We start from the raw sequence: 21,096 nt of genomic DNA on the forward strand, positions 1-21,096 counted from the left end.
AGCCGATTTCGCGCCGTTCAACGTACCGCTGAAATCTGGCTCAGCGAAACATTAGCCAGCGTTTCACCCGCCGTAGTCAATACCGTGATCATCGGTATATCTCCTGATAGCGATAGTGCTTTGACTGTGCCCGTCACCGAGACGCTATCAGTTGTGATGTCCACCGTGCGGCCGATAAGCCCGACTGACTGCAAAGTCGCCTGATTGATGATCAGCGTATCAATCTTGTTGTTGAGTTGTTGTGTCTGCTCCAGACTCGTGAACTGCGCCATTTGGGCCATGAACTGCTGGTTATCCATGGGCTTGAGCGGGTCCTGATAGGTCAACTGGGTCAACAGGATTTTGAGGAAATCCTGCATTCCCAAGCTATTGGACTGCAAGTTGGGGGAGGCTGAGCCTCCGATGGCCGATATTGTCATGGGGCCTCCTCTGTTTTCCGTAAGTTAAATGAAATTTGCACGCTGCGCACCGGAAACGCCGTGGCGATCAATGCTTCTTCGCTCTCTGATGATCCGACGGCGTATTCAGTCGATATATCGTTGCCATTGCAAATAACCTTTGATAAACGCAAACCCTCGCCCGCAAGAGCCTGCCGAAGTTGCGCGATAAGCACGGGTAACTGTTGATGCGACACAACGTCGTTGGCATGCATACCGAGCCAGACGACCACCCCCGAAGGAGTGTTCTCCACGTGAACGCTCAGGCTTCGCCCAATAGTGACGGGCATCAAGGCGCGCTGCACGCCATCTCGCGCTTTCACTGCGGCCGATCCCTGAGTCAGGGACACGTCACCTGCGGGAGTCAACGGTGGAAATCCAGGTTTCGCCGGCGCCGTATTTGTAAGCGTCGACGGGGTCCCTGCAAGCGCTGTCAGCGTCACATGTGGCCACCACTGTTCCTGCGAAGCCTTCATAACAATGCCCTCCAAGTCCGCGCCCGCATCCGTGCAGTTGGAAGTCAGTATTCGAGCGCCACTCGATACAGCGGTCTCTCTTTCAACAAGCAATGGATTGCTAGCCATAGACACGGTATCCTTCCATCCGGCTTGCTTGCTCCGGCCCCTCTCCGCAACGGTGGTCGCGTATGGCATATTCGGTGCGCTATCAATGGACAAAGGCTCTGGTCTAGATTCCTTCCATCCGCCGGCGCGAGACGCCGTGATGTTCACTCCAGACTCCGGCGACGTCGAGACGCTGTCAACAGAGACCGCCGCCGTGGTGGTTGCTTGAGCTTTATCTCCAGCAACGGTCCCCGCGATAGGCGAACTTGGTGCCGTTTCATCACAGCGCAGAATGGCGACATCCGGAGCCACCTGGAAACGCAGACCGCCTCCATTCATACTCCAGACTGTCGGCGCAGGATGAGCCGCCAGCTGCGATGGTTTAAACCATGCATCCAATTGGACTCGCTCCATCTCGCGTAGCCAAAGATCACCTGATCCTCCCACCGAATGAGGCTCTGAAGGTATTTCACGCCGAAGCGACGATGCAGGGTTGTCACGGCAAAAGGGTAGCCAAGCTTGAATATTCACAGAACGCCTCCGTCGTTGGATATGGCCTCTGGCAATGCGACCGCTCGAATAGAACGCCGTGCCGCCCAATCACGATCCTGTTCGCCCGCTTGTCGATGCCGAATGGTATTGGCGTACGATTTCAGCTCATCTGTGCGGTGCTGCAGCACGCCGTCTAGACGTAGCTGCGCAGCCAGACAGAGTTTCTGCACTTGGACATGCTCCCGCTGCCGGTCGACCAGCGCCTGACGCTGTTCATCGATGCGGCTTTGTGACTGCGAGAGGTACATCAGCATCTGCTGGTACAGGTTGGGGGCCAGACGCAGAACGCCGGAATAATTCAAAGTACGAGCTTGTTCATCCCAATGGCTGATCAATCTAGCCAGCTCAGCCTCGCGAGTTCGTATGTCGGCCTGGATCACGGCCAGATCTCTCTGCAGCCGATTCAAACGCCATTGCTGGCGTTGGTGAATCGGCTCCAGAGAAAAAACGAAACCTCTGAGATCGACATCGGCCGGCACACTCAAGATGCATCCTCTCGCAGCGTCATCTGGCTCAGTATTGCCTTCAGCTTCTGCAGTGCCTCGTCCCTGGACACCCCTTCCGTCCCCTGCTTCAACCATTCGTGCAGGGCGGGCTCCAACGAAAGCGCCGAGTCCAGCTGTCGATTCGATCCCCTTTCATAGGCACCAATTTCAACCATCTGCCGATTGCGCTCCAGTAGTGCAAGTTGATTTACCGCTTCCATGGCCAGCGCGCGATCAGCATCCGTTGCAAGATCAGGCATCAATCGACTTGCACTTTTGAGGACATCGACGGCCGGATACAGCCCGCGGTGAGCGATCTGGCGCGACAGAACGATATGACCATCCAGGATGGCACGCAAGCTGTCGGATACCGGTTCATTGAGGTCATCACCTTCGACCAGAACGGTCAGCAAAGCGGTGACGGAGCCCCCGCCGGGCGCTGTTCCGAAACGCTCGCACAGCTCGGGTAACTCTGCAAAAACCGACGGCGTATACCCACGCGCTGTTGGCGGCTCACCAGCCGACAGACCTATTTCCCGGCGCGCCATCGCCAGACGGGTAATGGAGTCCATGGTCAGCAGCACATCGCGCCCCTCATCGCGGAAGTATTCAGCAATGGCCACTGCAGCATGCGCGGCCCGAACCCGTGCCAGAGCAGGCTGATCAGCGGTAGCTACAACGACCACAGATCGCTTGAGCCCTTTCGCCCCCAGTTGCTTGTCGATAAATTCGCGCACTTCGCGGCCGCGCTCGCCAATCAAGGCAATCACGTTGATTCGGTCACCGGCCTCTTTAGTCGCGGACTGGGCATGCCGAGCCATCATGCCCAGCAACGTACTCTTGCCAACACCGCTTCCTGCAAAAATCCCTACTCTTTGACCGCGCCCGATAGTGAGCAGTCCGTCGATGCTGCGAACTCCAGTTTCCAGTACGCGGGTAATGCGCGGGCGCATCATCGGATTGATGGCCGCCCCTTTCAATGGATACGCCGTCACAGTGGCAGGAGGCGCAGCGCCGTCGATTGGATCACCAAAACCGTTGAGGACTCGTCCAAGCAGAGCCGGCCCCACGCGGACATCCGCACGAAGGCCCACGGCACGGACCTCACATCCCGCTGCCACCCCATCAGTTGCGCCATATGGCATCAAGGTCACACGCCCCGGCTTGAGACCCACAACCTCAGCGAGAATGTCAGTCATTGCACCTGCGGCGGGCCCTGATCCAATTTGCCGTACTCTGATTTTGCAAAGTTCGCCGATCGCAACATCTGGCCCTGCTGAATCAATGGCCAAGCCCTGCATTTGCCGCACCCATCCGATTCGATCCGACAACTCCGAACGGGCCAACGCGCTAGAGTAAGATGCCAACGCGTTCACAGCGAACTTTCTCTTTGTCCCAGCGGGGACTCATAAATATGTTGCGGCGGTTCGTGTCGCAACGCCTTTCGTTGTGTTCGTTCACGTACCAGCAGTTCGGCCAAGGCCCGGACCCGGGTTTCCAAACGCGCATCCAATCCGCCTTCGGGTGATTTGACGATACACCCTCCCAGAACCACCTCGGGATCTGCGATCCAGCTCACACCCGGCGAGGTCAGAAGCTCATCCGTCACCCCGGCGACCTGTGCGGACTCGCGTAAAGCAACAAGATCGTCAGGATGCAAATGCACCGCCGTGGTGACGTGTGAGCACATCTGCTCCCTCGCGCGGCGGACCAGCCAGCGCAGACCCTCAGGCTGTGTTGCGGCCTTCCCCAACAATTCGAACGACACCTCGGCACACAAAGCGACAAGATCCTCTTCGCAGGCCTCTATCCTCTCGCGGATCTGCGCTGGCAGCGTGCGCAACAATGCGTCCAGGCTGAGCAAACGCTCAGCCAGACCGGCATGAACTTCTTCCCGTGCTGCCTGCCGCGCCTTCAGGACTTCCTCGTCCAGAACGCGTGCACGGTGTTGCGCGTCTCTTTGAGCAGCAGCAAGCACCTCCTGCTGCGCCGTAGCAAGGCCCTTTTCATAGCCTTCTCGATAGCCTACATCCACAGCATCGTCCCGCACTTCAACAGAAGGAACCAATGCAACGACAGAGTCTCGCGTACTTACAGCGGCCTCAACCAGAGGCTGCGGCCGCCTGAGGGTGACAGGGTGCGCCCCCAACCCCACCCCGCGCAACACGATCGGCCGCTGCAGTTCTCGGTCAGAGAGTGAAGACGAAGAACGGCTCACGCATGGCCTCCAATTGTCCGCGTGAAGAATGCGCGTATCCGAGCGAGGCTCCGCTCGTGTGCGTTCGGATCGCTACCCTTCGGAATCGCCTTCGTCACGCCGGAGATGCGTTCTTCCAAGCTATGCAGCAGCACTTTACGCAGTGCAATGGGAAGATTTTGATCTGCAGAAGAAAGCAATTCCAGAACTTGGCGACGCTTGCTTGGCTCAAGGGCAGCCAACACCTCCTCGCGCCAAGGCCAGGAAGCAATCGCAAGAACCATCATGACCAAGGCGCTTGGCTCCGATTTGAGAAGCTTTGCAACAATCCATGGTTGGGCCTCCATCAAACGTTCCTGTACACCAATGTCCTCGGGCTGCCGCGGTGTTGTCGGATCGAAGTGTGGTGCCGTTTCAGTTGTCTTGAGCGCCTCCCTCAACAACACCGGATCGCGCGCAATACCCATGACCTGCAATTCAGACAGCAAAGAACCAAGCTGGACTTGCTGTGCTACAGATAGCTGACTCAATAGCCACTTCTGATCCTGCACCGACATGGCATGAACCAGCAAAGCGGCCCGACGGGCCTCGAAGCGCTCAGCCCGCCCAGGCTGTGACAAGGAATCGAAGAATGTGGTCCCTGCGCTCATGCTCGCCACTCTTGTGGATCACCGAAACCGGCACCACCCGAGGCGCCTGCGGGAGTTGCTGAGCCAATAGGCGATTTTGACAACCACTCCTGTACAGCCCGCAAGGCAGCGTCACGTTCAGCTTCAGACAATGTCTGTTCCAAAGAAGAATTCGCGGAACGAGCCCTGGCCCGGCCAATGACCAGGGCCATCACCAACACCGCCACCACGACGGCCCCCAATGCCATGATCACAGTATTCTGCGTAGCCAAGCCCCCAGTACTCCCGGAGCCTTCCGACGCGCCAGGCGCAGTCAGGCGAGCAGGCACGGCATCCGAAGGCGGCGATACGCTGGCAATAGTGCCGCCAACCGCTCCAATCGTCTGCACCACCACCACATCGCCTCGATCTGAGCTTGCCCCCACGGCCGCAGCCACCATCCTGCGAACCTGCTCTTCTTGCTGCGTCTCCAGGGGATGCCGCACCACAGCGATCACTTGCAAGCGGCGAATGGACCCAGGCTGACTGACCATTTGCTCTACCCTTCGACCCACCGCATATTCAATTTCTCTCTGAGAGCTTCCGGTTCGAGCCATCCCATCTCCCGGACGAGTGTCCAGTGGAGCACCCGTATCACGCACCACCTCCCGCTCACGCACCATCACACCCGCCGGTACTCCTTCTTGACGGGTAGGTGCTGCTATGACATCTTCAGTGGTGGTACGTACATGATCCATGTTCAGGGTTACGTCTACGCTCGCCAACGCTTGACCGGGTCCAAAGGCTCGCTCGAGGACCATAGCGGCCTTGCGAGACAAGTAGTTTTCGGTGTCGCGCTTGAGGTCTAGGCGAGTGCTACCCGCGCCGACTTCATCCTCGGCACCCACACCGCGTGTGAGCGCCACACCCTGACTATCCACGATGGTCACATCCTGCATGGACATCCCCGGAACGGCGGCTGCCACCAAGCGCTGGATACCGCCCACCTGTTCGACTCGCAATGCCTGCCCTTGACGCAAGGTGAGAGTGATTGAAGCCTTCGGCCGTGCTGCGGCCAACTTGAACAACCCCTGCTCTGGCAATGCCAGCAATACACGCACGTCGCGCACCTCCGCCAAAGATTGGATAGTGCGCGTGATTTCGCCTTGTAGAGCTCGCTGGTAGTTAATTTTCTGAGCAAACTCGGTCATTCCGAAGTCTGTGTTGTTGAATAGTTCGAAGCCGACCGCGCCGTGCAATGGCAGGTCCCGGCCCATCAACTTCAGCCGTGTGGCGTGAACAACGGGCCTATCTACCAGAATTGCGGCCCCTCCCTCACTCAATTGATAGGGGATCTTCAAGCGCTCTAATTCGGCAACCATGGCCTGAGCATCCTGCGGCTTCAGATCCGAAAACAGCACCTGATAGTCGGCCTTTGTAAACCACCAGACTCCCAGCACAAGCGATGCAATGATGACGATGACACCGGCAACAAGACTTGTGCGAGCGCGTTGCGACAGCGTGAACCAGAAAGCTGTCATGATTTTCTCCGGATGACCAGCCGACCCGTACAGCTGGCGTTGATCGATTTCGGAAGATTTGTGTGGCGCGTCATATCTGCATCTTCATCACATCTTGGTAGGCTTCAAGCAAGCGGTTGCGCACCTGCAGCATCAGCTGGAAGGACAAACGACTTTCCTCCAATCCGATCATGATTTGATGCAGGTTCTGCGCATCACCCACCGCCAATCGCTGAAGATCAACTTGACTGTCGGTAAGTTGCTGATTGATCTGGGTCAATCCTTGCGAAACAAGCGCTCCGAATGACGCAGAAGATGCATTCACGCCGGTGACATCACCCGCCCAGCGCAAGGCTTGCGTGGGCGCCAGATACTCGGCAGCATTGCCGGCCTGTAACTGCGCCGACACTGCCGGTAGCACAAGCTCGATCGGAGTCATTGAACTCATGTGTTCCCACCTCCAATGTCCAGTGTCTTGAGTGCGAGGTTGCGCGCAGTATTCATCGCCGCCACATTGGCTTCATAAGATCTCATCGCACTCATCAAGGTGACCATTTCCGTCGCCGTGTCCACGCCGGGATAAGCGACAAAGCCACGCTCGTTGGCCATGGGGTGGCCGGGCTCATATGCCAAGCGCGGGTTCACATCGGCCGGCAGTACGGCAACCGATGGCAGCATGCCTATCTTGTCGGCATCCAACCGGTCACCGACCAAAGCACTGAACCCAGGCGTCGCGCCTGCCAACACTGTGGCGCGGAGAGGTCTGTAACCATTGCCGTCAGCGCTTTGTACCGTATTGGCATTGGCCAGATTAAGAGCAGAGACGTCGACACGAGTACGTTCGACACTCATGCCGGCGGCACTGATGGCGAATGCATGTAGATAATTCATGGATTAATTCTTCCAAGGTGATGAGTCAAGAGGTCGCCAGTACTGCCGCCCTACTTCTTACCGTCACTCACGGCCATCGATAAAATCGCGTAGTGGCGCGAGAGACCCTTCGCGAGTGCTTGATACTGCATTGCGTTCTGCGCCATGGCAGTGATCTCGACATCCAGCTGAACGCCTTGCAATTGCCCAATAGCGCCGAATGCCGGTTCGATTGTTGGTCGAACCTGCGCCAGCGAATTGGCGTCAAGTCGACCAGACGCTCCAAGGCTTCTGCGCGCCTCTTCAAGCTGGGCCTCAAAGTTCACGCGCAATGGAACATGCCCTGGTGTATTCGCATTGGCAATGTTGACTGCAATAGCCTGATGACGCAGGCTTGCGGCGTCGAGAGCCAATGCCAGCGAACTGACGGTAATAGCTTCCATGCCTTCGGTCATACCTGCACTCCGCTTAGAAAAATAGGCGATATGCGCACAATGCCTCTTTACTGAACCACCAGTTCGGCATGCAGCGCGCCGGCGGCTTTCACCGCACGCAGAATGGAAATGATGTCGCGCGTGTTTGTCCGCAGCCGGGACAATGATTGAACAAGGTCAGACACCGTGCTGTTTCCCGTCACGAATCCAGAGCCACTGCCAGCGCTGTTTTGCTCGTTCACATCGATACGGGTATTGGTGACAATCGCAGTGCGGACGCCCGAGCCGCCATGCCAAATGTTCATGGGTTGCGATGCTGTATTCTGATTCGCAATCGAAATCTTGATGTCACCATGGGAAATGGCTACAGGCGATATCCGGACATCACCGCCGGAAACCACGGTGCCGGTGCGCTCGTTGATCACCACCTTGGCGCGACGGTCAGGCTCCACCGTCACGCCTTCCACTCTGGCAAGAAACATCACCAGTTGGTCGCGTTGCGATTCTGGCACTGCGATCTCAATCCCCGAGGCATCCCGGGCTTGAGCGATGCCTGAGACCACTTGGCTGTTGATGGCTGAAGCGATACGATTGGCCGTTGTGTAGTCGGGCTCACTCAGCACGAAAGTGATGTTCTGCCGACCACGCTCTCCTTGGGCTGCAACTTCTGCGTTGACTCCCACCTCCACGGTGGCGCCGCCAGGGATCGAGCCCACCGTGGGATGGTTTTTCTGGACTACATTGCCATTCGCGTCATAGCGATAACCGCCCACCGAAAGTGGTCCTTGCGCCAATGCATAGATCTTCCCATTGGCCGCTTTGAGCGAGGTCAGCAACAGACTACCGCCCAACAAGCTGCGAGCATCCCCTGCAGAAGCGACTGTCACGTCAAGTGTGTCACCTTCGCGTGAAAAGGCGGGCAGCGCAGCACTGACCATCACCACAGCCACATTGCGACTTTGTATCTGCTCCGGAGCCAATGTCAGGTTGAATTGGGACAGCACGTTAGCCAGGGACTGCCGGGTAGCCCTATTTGACGGAGAATCTCCGGTGCCTGCCAAACCCGTAACAATGCCAGTCCCTACGAGGGCATTCTCGCGCCACCCTTGCAGTTTTCCAAGGTCCTTGATGCGGACAGAATCAGCGTGGACGCCAGCGCCGCCAAACGTCACCACGATTGCCAGCAATGCTTTGCGTGCGTTCATCCACCACTCCACTGGCACCCGATGCAAAAAGAAGATGCAGCTGCCATAATCAAAACCCTACCGCATCAAGTAATTTTCGCCACCAACCACGCCGTGAGCGTTCTGACACGTCACCCTCACCCAGATAGTTAATCCGAGCATCGGCCAAGCGTGTGGAAAGTACCACGTTGCCATCAGAGATGTCTTGCGGACGAACTCGGCCTTCGAGATGGACTTTTTGCTGCTCTTCGTTAACCGTCAGGAGTTGCTCGCCCACAACCTTGAGGTCACCATTGGCGAAGACCTGTTGTACCGTCACAGTCAGCGTAGCCAACAGCTTGTTGGAGCGCTGGGTTCTCCCACCGCCGTCAAATTCTCCATTCGCCCTGATACCGACTTGCCCCACAGTTTTTCCCGAACCATGGTTGAGCGATGCACTTATGTCATTGGTGCGCCGCGTACCGGTGTCCGAGCTCGTGCTGGCACTGGAGTTCTCGAACACCTGCACCGTCAGGACGTCTCCAACGCGAAACGCCTTGTTGTCCGAGATCAGCGCACGGTAGGTACTTTCATCATAGAGACTTCCTGCATGCGCAGTCATTCCGCTCAGGGCAATAGTGCATCCCCATAGCAACAACGCAAGACGGCAAGCCGCATGAAAGCTCCCGGTCATTGCAGGATCTCCACACTCGAAGGCCCAGCCACCCGAGCCAGCGCGGATGCGCTCGCCCCGTGCATTCGCACTCTGATCCATTGCCCGACCCTCCCATCTTGCAAGGCTTCAACTTGGCTCTGCAACGCAATGTCGCCGCTGCGAACTCGCAGACCGACCCAATCGCCACGCAATACCGCTAAGTCTCTATTGATAGAACTCTCGGTCAACACCTCACCTGCCCGAATCCAGCGACGCAAGCGTGTGGGAGGCGACGCATCTCCCGATCCGCTGGGAAGCAGCGCAGCACCTGAGACCATCCCAGCCGTCATGTCCGTGTCCCGGTAAGTCAGTGCATCAGGCGTCAACCCTGCACCCGGCTCTAGATTTCGCGCGGCTACCGGCATGACTTTCCATGCATGGACTTCAAAGGTCACGGGCACGCTACGTACCAACTTTTCATTCGTATAGGCGTCCACCCAAACCACCATGCGCCGCTCTGGCCGAACGCCTGTCTGCGGCCGGACTTTAAGCACGACATCTGTCGCGACAAGCTGGACGTTCGCCGGAATCGCCACCGGCTCTACCGTCGCATGCTCGCTACGCCCCGAGAGCCACTCCTTCAAGTGGTCTGCCGCCAGGCTCACCGCACGCTTCCCGTCCAACTCCTGCGTCGCAGCCCGGATCTCGAGAGAGTGAGCTCCGCGCCACTCAATTTCTTGCACTGAGAGGCCCGTTTGAGAACGCAACCAACGAGTCAAGGCTTCACGGCCCAATATGACCGGAACCCCGCCACGCGGTGCTGAGCCAAGCGGTACGGCCATCAAGCGGCGCAACAGAGGCAAGTCTTTCGTTGTCAGACTCACGATATCGCCCAAACAGATGTGTGGCTTGCTGACACTGGCAAACACGGGCATCTCAATCACCACACGCACAGGTGCAGCGGCCCCAGCATCCAGGACGCTCAGTGCCATGCAGCAGCATGCACACAGCGCGCCCCATTTGGCCCACTTTGCAGTACGTGCGCGAGCCATAGCCTTGATGCGACGACAGAAAGACATGCCGCAACTCGTCGGTCTACTTACGAAGGCCGTTGATCATGCCGAGCATTTCATCAGAAGCCTGTACCACCTTCACACTCGCCTCATACGCTCTCTGGGCCACCATGAGATTGACCATCTCATCGACCATCCTGACATTGGATCCTTCAAGATACCCCTGCATCAGAGTCCCCATGTTCTCGTCCCCGGCCTTGCCGGCGATGGGTTCGCCCGACGCTTCGCTGCTGCGATAGAGGCTGTCGCCTTGGGCCAGCAATCCCGATGGACTCGTGAACCGCACCAGCTCGAGTTGCCCGATGTCTATGGGGGTAGATTGCCCCGCCACTGTCACTTGAACATGCCCATCAGAACCGATGGTCATGGTTTTCATGTTTTCAGGCAGCGCGATGCCCGGCTTCAGTGCATAGCCTGCCGGAGTTGCCAACATCCCATCACGATTGATCTTGAAGGTACCGCCACGCGTGAAGGCCCGAGAGCCGTCAGGCATGGTGAGCTCGAAAAACCCATCACCTTGTACTGCGATATCAAAAGTGGCGTCTGTCTTCTTGATGTCGCCCATGTCGAACTGCTTGGACAGACTCGCGATGCCGACTCCCGCGCCAGAGCGAGAACTCACCCCCAAAATACCAGTGTCGTTGTCCATCACAGGCTGCGCCGAACGAGCTGCTTCACGAACCATCAGATCAGAAAAACTGACCCTCCCCTTCTTAAAACCCGAAGTGTTCGCATTAGCGATGTTGTTCGCAATGGTATCGACATTCATTTGCTGGGCCTGCATGCCCGTGGCACCGATATACATAGCATCAAACATGTTTACTCTCCATCATTAGAGGTCAGCTCAAATCACCTAGCTTTCGTATCGCCGTTCCCAGCATTTCGTCATAGCCAAGCGCTACTTTCTGCATGGACTCAAAATGACGCATGGTTTGCATCAGCGACATCATTTCCTGCATTGAGCTCACGTTGGAGTTCTCCAGAGAACCTTGACGCACCTGCCCTCCCACGTCATTCACTTGCACAGCACTACTCCCGCTCCCCCAAAGGCCATCACCAAGCCGCACAAGAGAACTGGGAGATTCAAAGTTAACCACTTTGATTTGCGCCACAGGAATTGCTTCAACGGATCCAGATGCGGTCTTGGATTCGAAAACTTGCCCTGAGCCGTCGATGAAAGGATCTGGTCGATTCAAGAAAATCTCGCCTCCCTTGCCCATCACGAGATCTCCTCTTGCGGTAACAAGCCGGCCACGACCATCCAGACGAAACGCACCTTGACGGGTGTATGCGAGACCATCTGCCGTTGAAATCTCGAAATAACCCGGCCCCGTCAATGCCAAGTCCAGACTCTGCCCTGTCGATTTGAGGGTGCCGGCGCGGGTATCCACCAGCACCGTTGCTAGTGCGCCTACGTTCTGCGATGTGCTTCGCGAACCACTCATTCGCTCGTTGTCCATCGATTGGACGAAAGTTCCACCCAGCGGCGATGCCTGAGGAAGTGTGACCACCACATCTCGCTTGTAGCCTGGCGTGAGCGCATTGGCGAGATTGACACCGACTCGCTCCAAGCGAGCCATGTCTTGATGCATGCTGTTAAGACTTATGGCAAGAATTTCGTTCATGGCGTGAAATTGCTGACTCAGAGTTGAACGACACCGAACGACTTGAGTTCGACACTATGAGGTATTTCAGCCATGGACAGCACCCGCAGGTGGGGCATCACACGCTCGGACAAAGAACGCACATGCCGACGTAATTCAGGCGCACATAGCAGGACGGGCAGCAGATTGTTTTTCATCATGCGCTCCGCTTGTTGAACAAGCCTAGTGACAAACTGTTCCGCCATCTTGGGCTCCAGCACAAAGGGTTGCGCTGATGACTGTTCCCGCGCCGCATGAATACTTTGCAGAAAACGGCTCTCCATGGCCGGGTCCAATGTGATGACGTGCAATGCTGTGGCATCCCCTAGCAAGCTCTGACAAATAGCATGGCCAAGCCGTTGACGAACGGCCTCAGTCAGTTGAGCTGCATCCTTGGTCACTCGACCTGCATCGGACAATACTTCGAGAATTGCCTCAATATGCCGGATCGAAACTTTTTCGCGAAGAAGGTTCTGCAGTACCTTCTGTAGTTCGCTTGTAGACAGTATTGTCGGAATGAGTTCCTCGACAAGTCCAGCTTGGTTCTGGCGAACTCGTGCAAGTAGCCGATCTACTTCTGAGCGCGTCAGCAAACTCGCCGATTCACGTCGTAAAACCTCAGTCAGATGCGTCATGAAGACAGCCGATCCATCCACAAGCGTGTACTTTGCCTGGGTCGCCGCATCGCGCAATGACTCCTCAATCCACACGGCGGGCAGCCCGTAAGTAGGATCACGAGTGACCTCACCAGGAATGGATCGGGTATCTCCCGCCGGATGAATGGCTAGCAGTTGTGTTGTGCGTGCCTGACCCTTGGCCACCTGCACGCCATCAATCCAGATTTCGTAGCGATCTGCCTCCAGGCGGGAGGCATCTTTGAATCTCACGCGTGGCAGTACCAAGCCCAGCTCCTGCGCGTGCTGTTTTCGAAAAGCCGCCACACGCTCCATAAATGGACTTCCAGCCTGATGAACTGCGGCCACCCAGTGACTCCCTACAAAAACTTCCAGAGGCTCAACGGGCAGCAACGCGTAAGGATCATCAACAGCAGATTCCGCCTCCTTAGCTGCTACCTTACCTTGATCTTTGCTTGGAGTTGCGCCGTTGCTAGAAACAGTTCGATAGAGGATCGCAGATATCAGCAACAGACCGCCTAACAACACCATGGTCGGTGCCACGGGAATGCCAGGCAGCAACAGCAATCCACCAAGTGTTCCTGCAACAAGAAGCAAAGTCTTGGGAAATGAGGTGATCTGGCGTAGTACCTCGTGGCTGAGATTGGCGTCCGATGCGGATCGGGTGACAATGATGCCTGTGCCCACCGCGATGACGAGAGCGGGCACCTGTGTGACAATGCCATCTCCGATGGTGAGCAGAGTGTAGGTCTGAAGCGCCTGCGCCCAGGGCAATCCATGCTGCATCACACCGATCACCAGCCCCCCGATGATGTTGATCAGCAAGATGATGATGCCAGCCACGGCATCTCCCTTCACGAACTTGCTGGCTCCATCCATGGACCCATAGAACGCCGCTTCCTTTTCGAGATTCTTTCGTCGGCGCTGCGCTTCAGCCTGGTCGATGAATCCCATGTTCAGATCCGCGTCGATGCTCATCTGCTGCCCGGGCATGCTGTCGAGAGTAAAGCGTGCAGCCACCTCTGAAACGCGCTGAGCCCCGTTGGTAACCACCACATACTGCACAACGATCAGAATCAGAAAAACAATCAAACCGATCACATAGTTTCCACCCACTACAAATGAGCCAATGGCTGCAATCACACGACCTGCGTCGCCGTCCGACAGAATCAGCCGAGTCGCAGCGACATTGAGTGACAGTCGGAATAGAGTCGCGATCAATAGCAATGAAGGAAACGTGGAAAACTCTACAGGTCTGGCCATGTAGAACGTGAGCAATAAAATCAGAAAGGCGAAGCTGAAGTTCGTCAGAATGAGAAAGTCCAGCAAGCCGCTTGGTATAGGCGCAAACAGAACAACCAGGACCCCGAGCACGACCAAGACCATCGCCACATCGCTGTGTCGTCCAAGAAGGCGCTGCATGGCGTTCATGTTCGCGCTCCCGCTGCGGCACGGGTATGGTATTGCTCACGCATGGCCAGCACCCAAACAATGATGCGCGCTACTTGAGCGTACAACTCTGGTGGGACATGATTTTCTACCGGAAGATCGTGATAGATACGGCGTGCCAGCGAGGGGCTTTGCACCACAGGAATTCGATGCCGTGCGGCGATTTCCCGCATGGCAGCGGCCAAGTGCCCAGCTCCTTTGGCCAACAGCTGAGGTGACTCCATCTCACCGTGCACGTAACGCAAAGCCACGGCGACATGAGTCGGATTGGTAATGACGACGTCCGCATTGCGCGTCTTCTGCAACGCCAGACTGCGCGCCAACAGCTCGCGGCGCAGCTCGCGCATCCGAGCCCGAATGCGGGGATCCCCATCGCGGTGTTTGGTCTCGTCCTTCAACTCGCGACGACTCATGCGCATCTTCTTGGCGAACTCATACCGGGTATAGATCAGATCCACCAGCGCAATCAATCCCAGCACGAAGGCCATCTTCAGACCAAGATTTCCCATGTCTGCCAGCAGCGCGCGCAGAAAACCGATGGGCGACAGAGACGCGAGACCATAAAACTGCCCAAGCATGGACTTGAGCGCTAAGTACGCAACGAGGAACAACAGCAGCAATTTGACGCAGGCCCGCGCTCCATCGAACAACGTTCTCATGGAGAAGACGCGCTTGAAACCCGTACTGGGATTGATCCTGTCAAAGTCTGCCTTGAGAGGCTCAAGCGAAAGAATTGGGCCTGTCTGTACTAAATTACCGACAATCGCAGCCAACATCAAAGCAAGGAAAAACGGGACCAGCAAGTACATCGCTGAACGCAGCAGCCGTTGTGTCAGGGGCCACATGGCAGCCCCATCCACCATATGCATCTGCATTAATGCCGCCTGATCCGTTCGGAATTGCACGCTAACAGCATCAACACCTTGCCAAATGAGGTAAATCACCGCCACGACGAAGACTAAAGCCGATACGGCATCCGTGCTTTTCGCTGCTTGACCACGCTCACGCGCCTTAAGCAGCTTGTACGGCGTGGCATTCTCATTACGATCCAGATCTTGGTCGGCCACTTAGCCCTCCTGCCTATCAAGGACGAGAGTGCCACAACAGAACAACACTCCTCCCTTGTGAGCAGCCTGCGACGTAAATATCGTCTGCCAACTACGTGCGATGCCCGCGTATACGCGGTCCATTACGGCCCCGAGGCCCGTGGACCATAGCGACAGCGCGACCAACCCCACCAGGATTTTGACGGGAATGCCCATGGTAAACATATTCATCTGGGGTAGATTGCGAGCAACCACACCCAAGGCCAACTCCGTCAAAAGAATAAAGAAGACCACGGGAGCGACCAGAGCGAAACCCAAGGCAAACAAAGCCCCCACCTGAGGCACTGTGACGGCCACGGCAGCCTCAAGCCCCCACGAGCGCCCTGGCACAAAACGCTCCGCGCTGTAGGCCAGCCCCCTGAGCAAGGCATGATGCCCATTGAGAAGAAAGAAAACCAGCACGCCCAATTGCTGAAATCCCGATGTCAGAACTGACGCTTGCCTGCGCGACACGGGATCAAACACCTGTGCGACGCCAAATCCGATCTGAATATCCAGAAGCTGCCCTGCCATGGCAAAGGCTCCAAACGCTAGCAGGATCCCCAGTCCCAAAGTAGCTCCCAGAGCCAGTTCGCGCAGTGCTGCTACGGTCAGGCTGCCAAGCTCTGGCCGAACTTGTGCAGTAGGATCTGCAGGCCCCATACCCGCAGCGAGAGTGACCGACAAAGTCAGGATCAATACGACACGTGCCGTGGCAGGCATAGAGATCGCGTACAGAACTGGGGTAAGAGCGAGCGTTGTCGCCACGCGAATCGAAAGCAAGAGCAGATTGGTATTCGACGCAATAACGTTTTGCCACGCGGCTTGAGTAGCCACATCGAATGTCGAAGTCAACGCATTCATCGTCTACTCGCCACTCAGAACATCCCAGGTATGCCTGACCACAGCTGAGTGGCGAACTGACTGAGTTTCTTGAGCATCCAAGGCGCAAACGTCACGAGAACAATCGCCGCCGTCACGAGCTTGGGCACAAAAGTCAGCGACATCTCCTGCACCTGAGTGACAACTTGAAGAATGCTGACAGCCAAACCGACCAACATCGTCAAAGCCAATACCGGCAAAGAGACGAGAAATCCAGTCCAGAACAAATCAGACATCATTCGGAGCGCGAGATCGGGAGACATGCGGATACGGCACCAAATGCCCGCATTCACAGCGGACGAATGGCACACAAAATAGTGGAATAAATTAAGGAAAGCGCAATGCGCGCCAAAGAGATGCCGCGGTTGAGGACAGCTGCATGCCAGCACAAAGCTCGCAGGTGTCCAGAACCGTCAGATTCGGGCCGCTCCACGCCCGACAAAACCCAACGAGTAGATGCTCCCTCATCATTTTCCCCAAGCAATAGTGCTTGATCAGTCTATTTGTAAATGCCCACTTATTTCTTATCACATGGACTTCGCGCCGAGTTTAGCGGTGCGATATTCATCGTCAATGTAATTAGTTCACTTAGTTTTTGTAATAAATATCACAAAAATGTTGCTATGGGTTTTGGCAAAACTTTCACTCTGAGAGGCTGGAGCTATAAAGAAGAAGACTCAAATGGAGCGGTTTTTTTGTGGGTTTTATGTTGGATAAAATCGTCATAAGTTATTGATTTTTTATAGAAAATGATGAAAGCGGCGATCGAATTGCCGTATGTGTAGGCCTGTCTGGAGCCGATCTGGGGGTCCAAGAACGAGACGGCGTCTCGTCTGCGAAGCCGGATCGAAAATGTGCTGGATTGGGCAACGCAACGATGCGGGGCTTTCGCTCTGGGGAGAATCCGGCGCGCTAGAAGGAACATCTGGACAAGGTGTTGCCAGCGCCGTCTCGGGTTCAGACGGTGGAGCATCACCGAGCGTTGCCGCTCGATGAGATACCGGGGTTCATGGGGAGGCTGCGGCGCAGCGGATGAAGGCGAGCAAGGAGCACCGGGTGCCATTGTCCAAAGCCGCCTTGAAGTTGCTCAAGGCCTTGCCCCGGGTGGCAGAAACGGATCTGGTGTTTCCCGGACTGAAAAATCAGCCGCTGTCGGATATGAGTCTGACGGCGGTGACGCGGCGGCTGGAGGCGCAAGCCGTGCCGCATGGGTTTCGCAATGTGTTCCGGGACTGCGCAGGGGATCGGACGAATTTCCCGCGGGACCTGGCCGAGGCGGCCTTGGCACACACGCTGTCGAATGCTGTGGAGACGGCCTACCGGCGCAGTGATGCGCTGGAGAAGCGGCGGGGGGATGATGGAGGCTTGGGTAGAATTTTGTGGTGAAACGCGTACGACGCGTCCTCGGACGGTTCGTCCAAGCTGAGTGCTTCGATTCGACGCGAAGATTTAGCGCCCCCTTCCAGTCGAGCCCGACTTCGACTCAAAGCGCGAAGCGGACTTCTTGCTCCGTTGCATGTCATCATGCCTGTCCCGCTGCAGCAGCGGGAATAACGCCAGCCTTCGGCATCACAAGGCCGAAGGGACATTTCAACATCGCTCAGGCCTCGTTCCCGAGATTCGGGACAGCGCTTGTCTCTCCAAGAAGAACGCATTGAACCAGTACCAGCAGATCGCAGACGACTAATACACGGCATTTGAAAGCACCAAATTCTCGCCACGCCCCTGGGTGTGGCTTCTGGCCTTGGGAGGGGAACGGCACTTTGGATTCCCATCGCCTGGGAGTTGCAAACGCACATGAGTCGCGGGGCCATCTACTTTTTCACCGCAGTGATGCTTGTCCCTTTCGTCATATACGCTCAGCACCACAAACGACAGGCTCTGGAAGCCGCCCATGGAAAGGACATCGGGGCAGCACGAATCAGGCTACTCGAAATACTCTGCAACCGAAAGCAATCAGAGTTCCTAGTTATTGCTCAAGAACTCTCGCTCCTGGGAACGCTCGATCAAGCCACTTTGCCTGCGAAGCTCGGGATTCGCCGGTGAGCCCACGGTCGCCATCTCAGTCATCAAGCCATACCGTTGTTTGTTTCGATGGTCGCCTTCGTGATTGCGGCATTTCCTGGGGTTTTCAACCTACAGCCGGATCGGTTCTTTGAACTCTTGGAGGCCTCTAGTTTCTGGGGCGCGCTCCTCTTCGCCGTCGTCGTGATCTCTGACTCGGTGCGCACTCCTTATTAGTGTCTGTCGCCGCGCCACAGGTAATCAGCACTGACGAGCATGAGCCGTAGACACCTAGCAGCAACAGCCGGAGAATCAAAACCATCCTCTGCCTAACGACTCACCCGCCCGCTCACCGCTTCTGCTTCTCTGGTCCGTCACTCTACCGGCACCGGGCCCAACGCGCCATCAGGCATGAGTGTTGTTTTATCTATTTGTCCGTGAACACTATCCTCACGAGGGTGTTGACAGCGAGTTGGCGAGCAGCTATTATCCCGCCCCTGCTCGAGCCTTTCTCCTCGAACACAAAAGTCGGCTTGCCGATTTTTGCGATCCAAAATCTGTAAAAGCAGCCGCTGCAAACACGAAACAAGCAGTTGGCTCGCATCAAATTAAGCTGATCGACACGCCTAGATATCAAGGGCGCCGGCATCAGTAACCTTCCGGGTGAGCACCCGAACGCCTACAGCCGGCGTCAATAGGCCATAGGTACTTTTATAACGTCCTCAGGGGGCGAGCTTCATCGTGAGCGCTTGCGATGAATTCGCGCCCTGAGCATACTTTTACGAGGTTTTTGTGTCATCAAAATTTGAAACTCGCTTTTGCGAGGGCGCGCTGTCCCTTACAGAAGTCAAGGCCCTGACTCAACTCAGGCACTCGATCATCTTCGAAAAACTGCGTCCCGGCAGCCGCTGGTATGACTCCTTCTTGCCGAAACCGCTGGCGGTCTCGCAGCGGCGGCGTATCTGGCTCGTTCGCGAACTCGCAGCGTGGCCGGACGAACGCGCAGCAACCCGCACGGAAGGGGGCTCCCGATGAGCATCGCCGCCCAATTGCCCAAGCATGACGCCGACATCGTTGAGCGCATCAAGGCCCTCCATCCCTCCTCGCGAGACGACCTCTCGGAACGCTTCGCGATCTGGTTCGACGCGATCTTCGGAGCTTTGCAGCGTAAGGTCACCCGCAAGGCGATCCGCGAGACGCTCGCGGAGGGCGGCGTCAAGCTGACCTCCACCAAGCTCAACAATCTGCTGGACGACGAGGCCGCACGGCGCGGCATCGACCTCAGTGCGGTCCAGTCGCCCGCTCGCCGCGCAGCCGAGACCGAGACCCGTCCGCTCACGTCGCACCTTCAGGAGGCGTCGCGATGAGCACGTACCCGACCACCGCCTTTCCTCGAGCCGTCCGGGAAGCCATCGAGCAAGTTGTCCTGAACGTCCAGGCACCTGTCCCTCTTGTGGCGATGTCCTTCCTCGCCGCCATGTCGTCGGCAGCGCAGCACCGCATCAAGGTGCAGTTGCCTGTGGGCAGCCAGCCCAAACCGGTTTCGCTGTTTATCCTCGCCGTCGCCGAGTCGGGTGAGCGAAAAACTACGGTCGACAACCTGGTCTGCAAGCCCCTGTACGAGCTCGACGAGGCTGCGGAAACCGAGCACAAGACAGCTCTCGCGGCACACGCGCACCAACGCGCACTCTGGGACAATGTTCAGAGCGCGTTGATGCGACGCGTCGTGAGCGCGGTCTGCGATGGTGCGGCGCCCTCTGACGATGCGACGCGAAAACTCGAAGCGCACAGAGAAACCGAACCCGTGAGACCGCGTTTGCGCCGCCTCATCCGGCAAGATGCTTCGGAGAGAGCAATCCTCGACGCGCTCGAAGGCCAAGGCGAGTCCTTCTCGATCATGGGTGACGAAGGAGAAATCCTTTTGCGCAGCCCGCTGTTGCGAGCCAACGGTGTTCTCAACAAGATGTGGGACGGTGGCCCTGTCGTTCTCGATCGAGCCAACGGGGTGAGCTTCACCGCGCGCGACACTCGCGTAACGGTATCGCTGATGGTGCAGAACGCTGTGCTGCAGGCGTACCTGTCCAAGCGTGGCGGGATCGCACGCGGCTCTGGTTTCTGGGCTCGTTTCCTCGTGTCTGCTCCGCAATCGACGCAGGGCGTTCGCTTCTTGTACAACACGGCGCCTCCCGCATGGGAGAAGTTGGAAGCGTTTCACGCTCTGCTTCGGCAGACGCTGGCTTCCTCCGAGCGCGACGTCGATTCGGCCTCCGACAACCTTGTCTACGAGTTCGATGACGATGCGAAAGCCACCTGGATCGAGTTCGTGAACCGAGTGGAGGCCGATATTCGGCCCTACCACTACCTGAGCGACATCCACGACTTCGCCTCAAAAACAGGCGAGCTCGTGGGGCGTGTCGCAGCCCTGCTTCATTGCTTCGGGCAACAGTCAGGCAAAATCAGCACCGACACGGTGCAACGTGCGCTCAGCATCGTCGGCTTTCATGTCGAGGAGTTCAAGAGAATATTCTCGCCGCAGTACGAGGTGCCGCAGGTTCAAGCCGATAGTCAAACTCTGATCACCTACTTGCATCGAACGTGTTGGCTCCGAGGCGTCACCTGGGTTCCGAGGAATGAGGTCCTCCGCTCGGGTCCCGTGCGCGACAAGGGGCGCTTGCACACCGCCCTCGACGCACTTGCGTACGAGCGGAAAATCTGGACCACCCTCGGTCCGGCGAAGAAGCGGTTCCTCAACCTGGAGCCTGCCTTCTTCAACAGTCTGCCGGTGATGTAGCCGGAACATCGGCCAGCCCTCTCGGCTGGCCGATTTTTTCATGGATACAC

Annotated in this window: 22 protein-coding genes; 3 read left to right on the forward strand and 19 right to left on the reverse strand. The window is 57.0% G+C overall.

The window, feature by feature from the left end:
- Nucleotides 1-17: 17 nt before the first annotated feature.
- From MMF98_RS15065 to MMF98_RS15155, 19 genes are all read right to left on the reverse strand, one after another.
- Nucleotides 18-419: a flagellar hook assembly protein FlgD gene (locus MMF98_RS15065; RefSeq protein WP_243307189.1), complete on the reverse strand. Its 402-nt coding sequence runs from the start codon at nucleotides 417-419 to the stop codon at nucleotides 18-20.
- Nucleotides 416-1,399, reverse strand: coding sequence for a hypothetical protein (locus MMF98_RS15070; RefSeq protein WP_243307190.1), 984 nt, complete (start codon nucleotides 1,397-1,399; stop codon nucleotides 416-418). Before MMF98_RS15070 ends, MMF98_RS15065 begins: the two co-directional genes overlap by 4 nt.
- A gap of 128 nt (nucleotides 1,400-1,527) precedes the next feature.
- Nucleotides 1,528-2,037: a hypothetical protein gene (locus MMF98_RS15075; protein ID WP_243307192.1), complete on the reverse strand. Its 510-nt coding sequence runs from the start codon at nucleotides 2,035-2,037 to the stop codon at nucleotides 1,528-1,530.
- Entirely contained in the window at nucleotides 2,034-3,413 is a 1,380-nt protein-coding gene (locus MMF98_RS15080; RefSeq protein WP_243307193.1) for a FliI/YscN family ATPase, read from the reverse strand. Before MMF98_RS15080 ends, MMF98_RS15075 begins: the two co-directional genes overlap by 4 nt.
- Entirely contained in the window at nucleotides 3,410-4,105 is a 696-nt protein-coding gene (locus MMF98_RS15085) for a FliH/SctL family protein (protein WP_243307194.1), read from the reverse strand. Before MMF98_RS15085 ends, MMF98_RS15080 begins: the two co-directional genes overlap by 4 nt.
- Nucleotides 4,106-4,251: 146 nt before the next feature.
- Nucleotides 4,252-4,884 carry a hypothetical protein gene (locus MMF98_RS15090; RefSeq protein ID WP_243307196.1) on the reverse strand — a complete coding sequence of 211 codons (633 nt, stop codon included), beginning with the start codon at nucleotides 4,882-4,884 and terminating at the stop codon, nucleotides 4,252-4,254.
- The gene (fliF, locus tag MMF98_RS15095) at nucleotides 4,881-6,383 is read right to left on the reverse strand and encodes a flagellar basal-body MS-ring/collar protein FliF (RefSeq protein WP_243307198.1); all 1,503 of its coding nucleotides are present in this window, start codon (nucleotides 6,381-6,383) and stop codon (nucleotides 4,881-4,883) included. Before fliF ends, MMF98_RS15090 begins: the two co-directional genes overlap by 4 nt.
- Before the next feature lie 70 nt (nucleotides 6,384-6,453).
- Nucleotides 6,454-6,810 carry a flagellar hook-basal body complex protein FliE gene (gene fliE / locus MMF98_RS15100; RefSeq protein ID WP_243307200.1) on the reverse strand — a complete coding sequence of 119 codons (357 nt, stop codon included), beginning with the start codon at nucleotides 6,808-6,810 and terminating at the stop codon, nucleotides 6,454-6,456.
- Nucleotides 6,807-7,253 carry a flagellar basal body rod protein FlgC gene (gene flgC / locus MMF98_RS15105; RefSeq protein ID WP_243307201.1) on the reverse strand — a complete coding sequence of 149 codons (447 nt, stop codon included), beginning with the start codon at nucleotides 7,251-7,253 and terminating at the stop codon, nucleotides 6,807-6,809. The genes fliE and flgC overlap by 4 nt, the downstream gene beginning before the upstream one ends.
- Nucleotides 7,254-7,303: 50 nt before the next feature.
- The gene (locus MMF98_RS15110) at nucleotides 7,304-7,687 is read right to left on the reverse strand and encodes a flagellar basal body rod protein FlgB (RefSeq protein ID WP_243307202.1); all 384 of its coding nucleotides are present in this window, start codon (nucleotides 7,685-7,687) and stop codon (nucleotides 7,304-7,306) included.
- Nucleotides 7,688-7,734: 47 nt separating this feature from the next.
- Nucleotides 7,735-8,871 carry a flagellar basal body P-ring protein FlgI gene (locus tag MMF98_RS15115; protein ID WP_243307203.1) on the reverse strand — a complete coding sequence of 379 codons (1,137 nt, stop codon included), beginning with the start codon at nucleotides 8,869-8,871 and terminating at the stop codon, nucleotides 7,735-7,737.
- A gap of 49 nt (nucleotides 8,872-8,920) precedes the next feature.
- Nucleotides 8,921-9,523: a flagellar basal body L-ring protein FlgH gene (locus MMF98_RS15120; protein WP_243307204.1), complete on the reverse strand. Its 603-nt coding sequence runs from the start codon at nucleotides 9,521-9,523 to the stop codon at nucleotides 8,921-8,923.
- Nucleotides 9,520-10,476: a flagellar basal body P-ring formation chaperone FlgA gene (flgA, locus tag MMF98_RS15125; RefSeq protein WP_243307205.1), complete on the reverse strand. Its 957-nt coding sequence runs from the start codon at nucleotides 10,474-10,476 to the stop codon at nucleotides 9,520-9,522. Before flgA ends, MMF98_RS15120 begins: the two co-directional genes overlap by 4 nt.
- 103 nt (nucleotides 10,477-10,579) lie before the next feature.
- Nucleotides 10,580-11,374: a flagellar basal-body rod protein FlgG gene (gene flgG / locus MMF98_RS15130; RefSeq protein WP_243307207.1), complete on the reverse strand. Its 795-nt coding sequence runs from the start codon at nucleotides 11,372-11,374 to the stop codon at nucleotides 10,580-10,582.
- 22 nt (nucleotides 11,375-11,396) lie between these two features.
- Nucleotides 11,397-12,182 carry a flagellar hook-basal body protein gene (locus tag MMF98_RS15135; protein WP_243307209.1) on the reverse strand — a complete coding sequence of 262 codons (786 nt, stop codon included), beginning with the start codon at nucleotides 12,180-12,182 and terminating at the stop codon, nucleotides 11,397-11,399.
- 17 nt (nucleotides 12,183-12,199) lie between these two features.
- On the reverse strand, nucleotides 12,200-14,266 hold the full coding sequence (gene flhA / locus MMF98_RS15140) for a flagellar biosynthesis protein FlhA (protein WP_243307211.1): 2,067 nt from the start codon (nucleotides 14,264-14,266) through the stop codon (nucleotides 12,200-12,202).
- Nucleotides 14,263-15,351 (reverse strand): EscU/YscU/HrcU family type III secretion system export apparatus switch protein, encoded by a 1,089-nt coding sequence (locus MMF98_RS15145; RefSeq protein ID WP_243307213.1) that lies wholly within the window; start codon nucleotides 15,349-15,351, stop codon nucleotides 14,263-14,265. Before MMF98_RS15145 ends, flhA begins: the two co-directional genes overlap by 4 nt.
- A complete protein-coding gene (locus tag MMF98_RS15150; RefSeq protein ID WP_243307215.1) occupies nucleotides 15,352-16,233 on the reverse strand; it encodes a flagellar biosynthetic protein FliR in 882 nt (293 codons plus the stop codon).
- A gap of 14 nt (nucleotides 16,234-16,247) precedes the next feature.
- Nucleotides 16,248-16,514 carry a flagellar biosynthetic protein FliQ gene (locus MMF98_RS15155; protein ID WP_243307217.1) on the reverse strand — a complete coding sequence of 89 codons (267 nt, stop codon included), beginning with the start codon at nucleotides 16,512-16,514 and terminating at the stop codon, nucleotides 16,248-16,250.
- 814 nt (nucleotides 16,515-17,328) lie between these two features.
- On the opposite strand from MMF98_RS15155, the gene MMF98_RS15160 reads away from it, so the two are divergent.
- The 3 genes from MMF98_RS15160 (at nucleotide 17,329) to MMF98_RS15170 (ending at nucleotide 21,046) form a co-directional block, all read left to right on the forward strand.
- On the forward strand, nucleotides 17,329-17,637 hold the full coding sequence (locus MMF98_RS15160; RefSeq protein WP_243307218.1) for a site-specific integrase: 309 nt from the start codon (nucleotides 17,329-17,331) through the stop codon (nucleotides 17,635-17,637).
- A 1,649-nt stretch (nucleotides 17,638-19,286) separates the two neighbouring features.
- Nucleotides 19,287-19,622 (forward strand): hypothetical protein, encoded by a 336-nt coding sequence (locus tag MMF98_RS15165; protein ID WP_243307219.1) that lies wholly within the window; start codon nucleotides 19,287-19,289, stop codon nucleotides 19,620-19,622.
- Nucleotides 19,619-21,046: a YfjI family protein gene (locus MMF98_RS15170; protein WP_243307220.1), complete on the forward strand. Its 1,428-nt coding sequence runs from the start codon at nucleotides 19,619-19,621 to the stop codon at nucleotides 21,044-21,046. The genes MMF98_RS15165 and MMF98_RS15170 overlap by 4 nt, the downstream gene beginning before the upstream one ends.
- Nucleotides 21,047-21,096: the final 50 nt, after the last annotated feature.

The organism is Variovorax terrae (assembly GCF_022809125.1).
Classification (GTDB): domain Bacteria; phylum Pseudomonadota; class Gammaproteobacteria; order Burkholderiales; family Burkholderiaceae_C; genus Variovorax_A; species Variovorax_A terrae.

Bases quoted from the DNA above. Each gene is read 5' to 3' on its own strand.
- MMF98_RS15135 (WP_243307209.1), bottom strand. From the start codon at position 12,182: ATGAACGAAATTCTTGCCATAAGTCTTAACAGCATGCATCAAGACATG.
- flgG (WP_243307207.1), bottom strand. From the start codon at position 11,374: ATGTTTGATGCTATGTATATCGGTGCCACGGGCATGCAGGCCCAGCAA.
- MMF98_RS15170 (WP_243307220.1), top strand. From the start codon at position 19,619: ATGAGCACGTACCCGACCACCGCCTTTCCTCGAGCCGTCCGGGAAGCC.
- MMF98_RS15120 (WP_243307204.1), bottom strand. From the start codon at position 9,523: ATGACCGGGAGCTTTCATGCGGCTTGCCGTCTTGCGTTGTTGCTATGG.
- MMF98_RS15065 (WP_243307189.1), bottom strand. From the start codon at position 419: ATGACAATATCGGCCATCGGAGGCTCAGCCTCCCCCAACTTGCAGTCC.
- flgA (WP_243307205.1), bottom strand. From the start codon at position 10,476: ATGGCACTGAGCGTCCTGGATGCTGGGGCCGCTGCACCTGTGCGTGTG.
- MMF98_RS15115 (WP_243307203.1), bottom strand. From the start codon at position 8,871: ATGAACGCACGCAAAGCATTGCTGGCAATCGTGGTGACGTTTGGCGGC.
- MMF98_RS15110 (WP_243307202.1), bottom strand. From the start codon at position 7,687: ATGACCGAAGGCATGGAAGCTATTACCGTCAGTTCGCTGGCATTGGCT.
- MMF98_RS15150 (WP_243307215.1), bottom strand. From the start codon at position 16,233: ATGAATGCGTTGACTTCGACATTCGATGTGGCTACTCAAGCCGCGTGG.
- flhA (WP_243307211.1), bottom strand. From the start codon at position 14,266: ATGAACGCCATGCAGCGCCTTCTTGGACGACACAGCGATGTGGCGATG.
- fliE (WP_243307200.1), bottom strand. From the start codon at position 6,810: ATGAGTTCAATGACTCCGATCGAGCTTGTGCTACCGGCAGTGTCGGCG.
- MMF98_RS15090 (WP_243307196.1), bottom strand. From the start codon at position 4,884: ATGAGCGCAGGGACCACATTCTTCGATTCCTTGTCACAGCCTGGGCGG.
- flgC (WP_243307201.1), bottom strand. From the start codon at position 7,253: ATGAATTATCTACATGCATTCGCCATCAGTGCCGCCGGCATGAGTGTC.
- MMF98_RS15165 (WP_243307219.1), top strand. From the start codon at position 19,287: ATGAGCATCGCCGCCCAATTGCCCAAGCATGACGCCGACATCGTTGAG.
- fliF (WP_243307198.1), bottom strand. From the start codon at position 6,383: ATGACAGCTTTCTGGTTCACGCTGTCGCAACGCGCTCGCACAAGTCTT.
- MMF98_RS15155 (WP_243307217.1), bottom strand. From the start codon at position 16,514: ATGTCTCCCGATCTCGCGCTCCGAATGATGTCTGATTTGTTCTGGACT.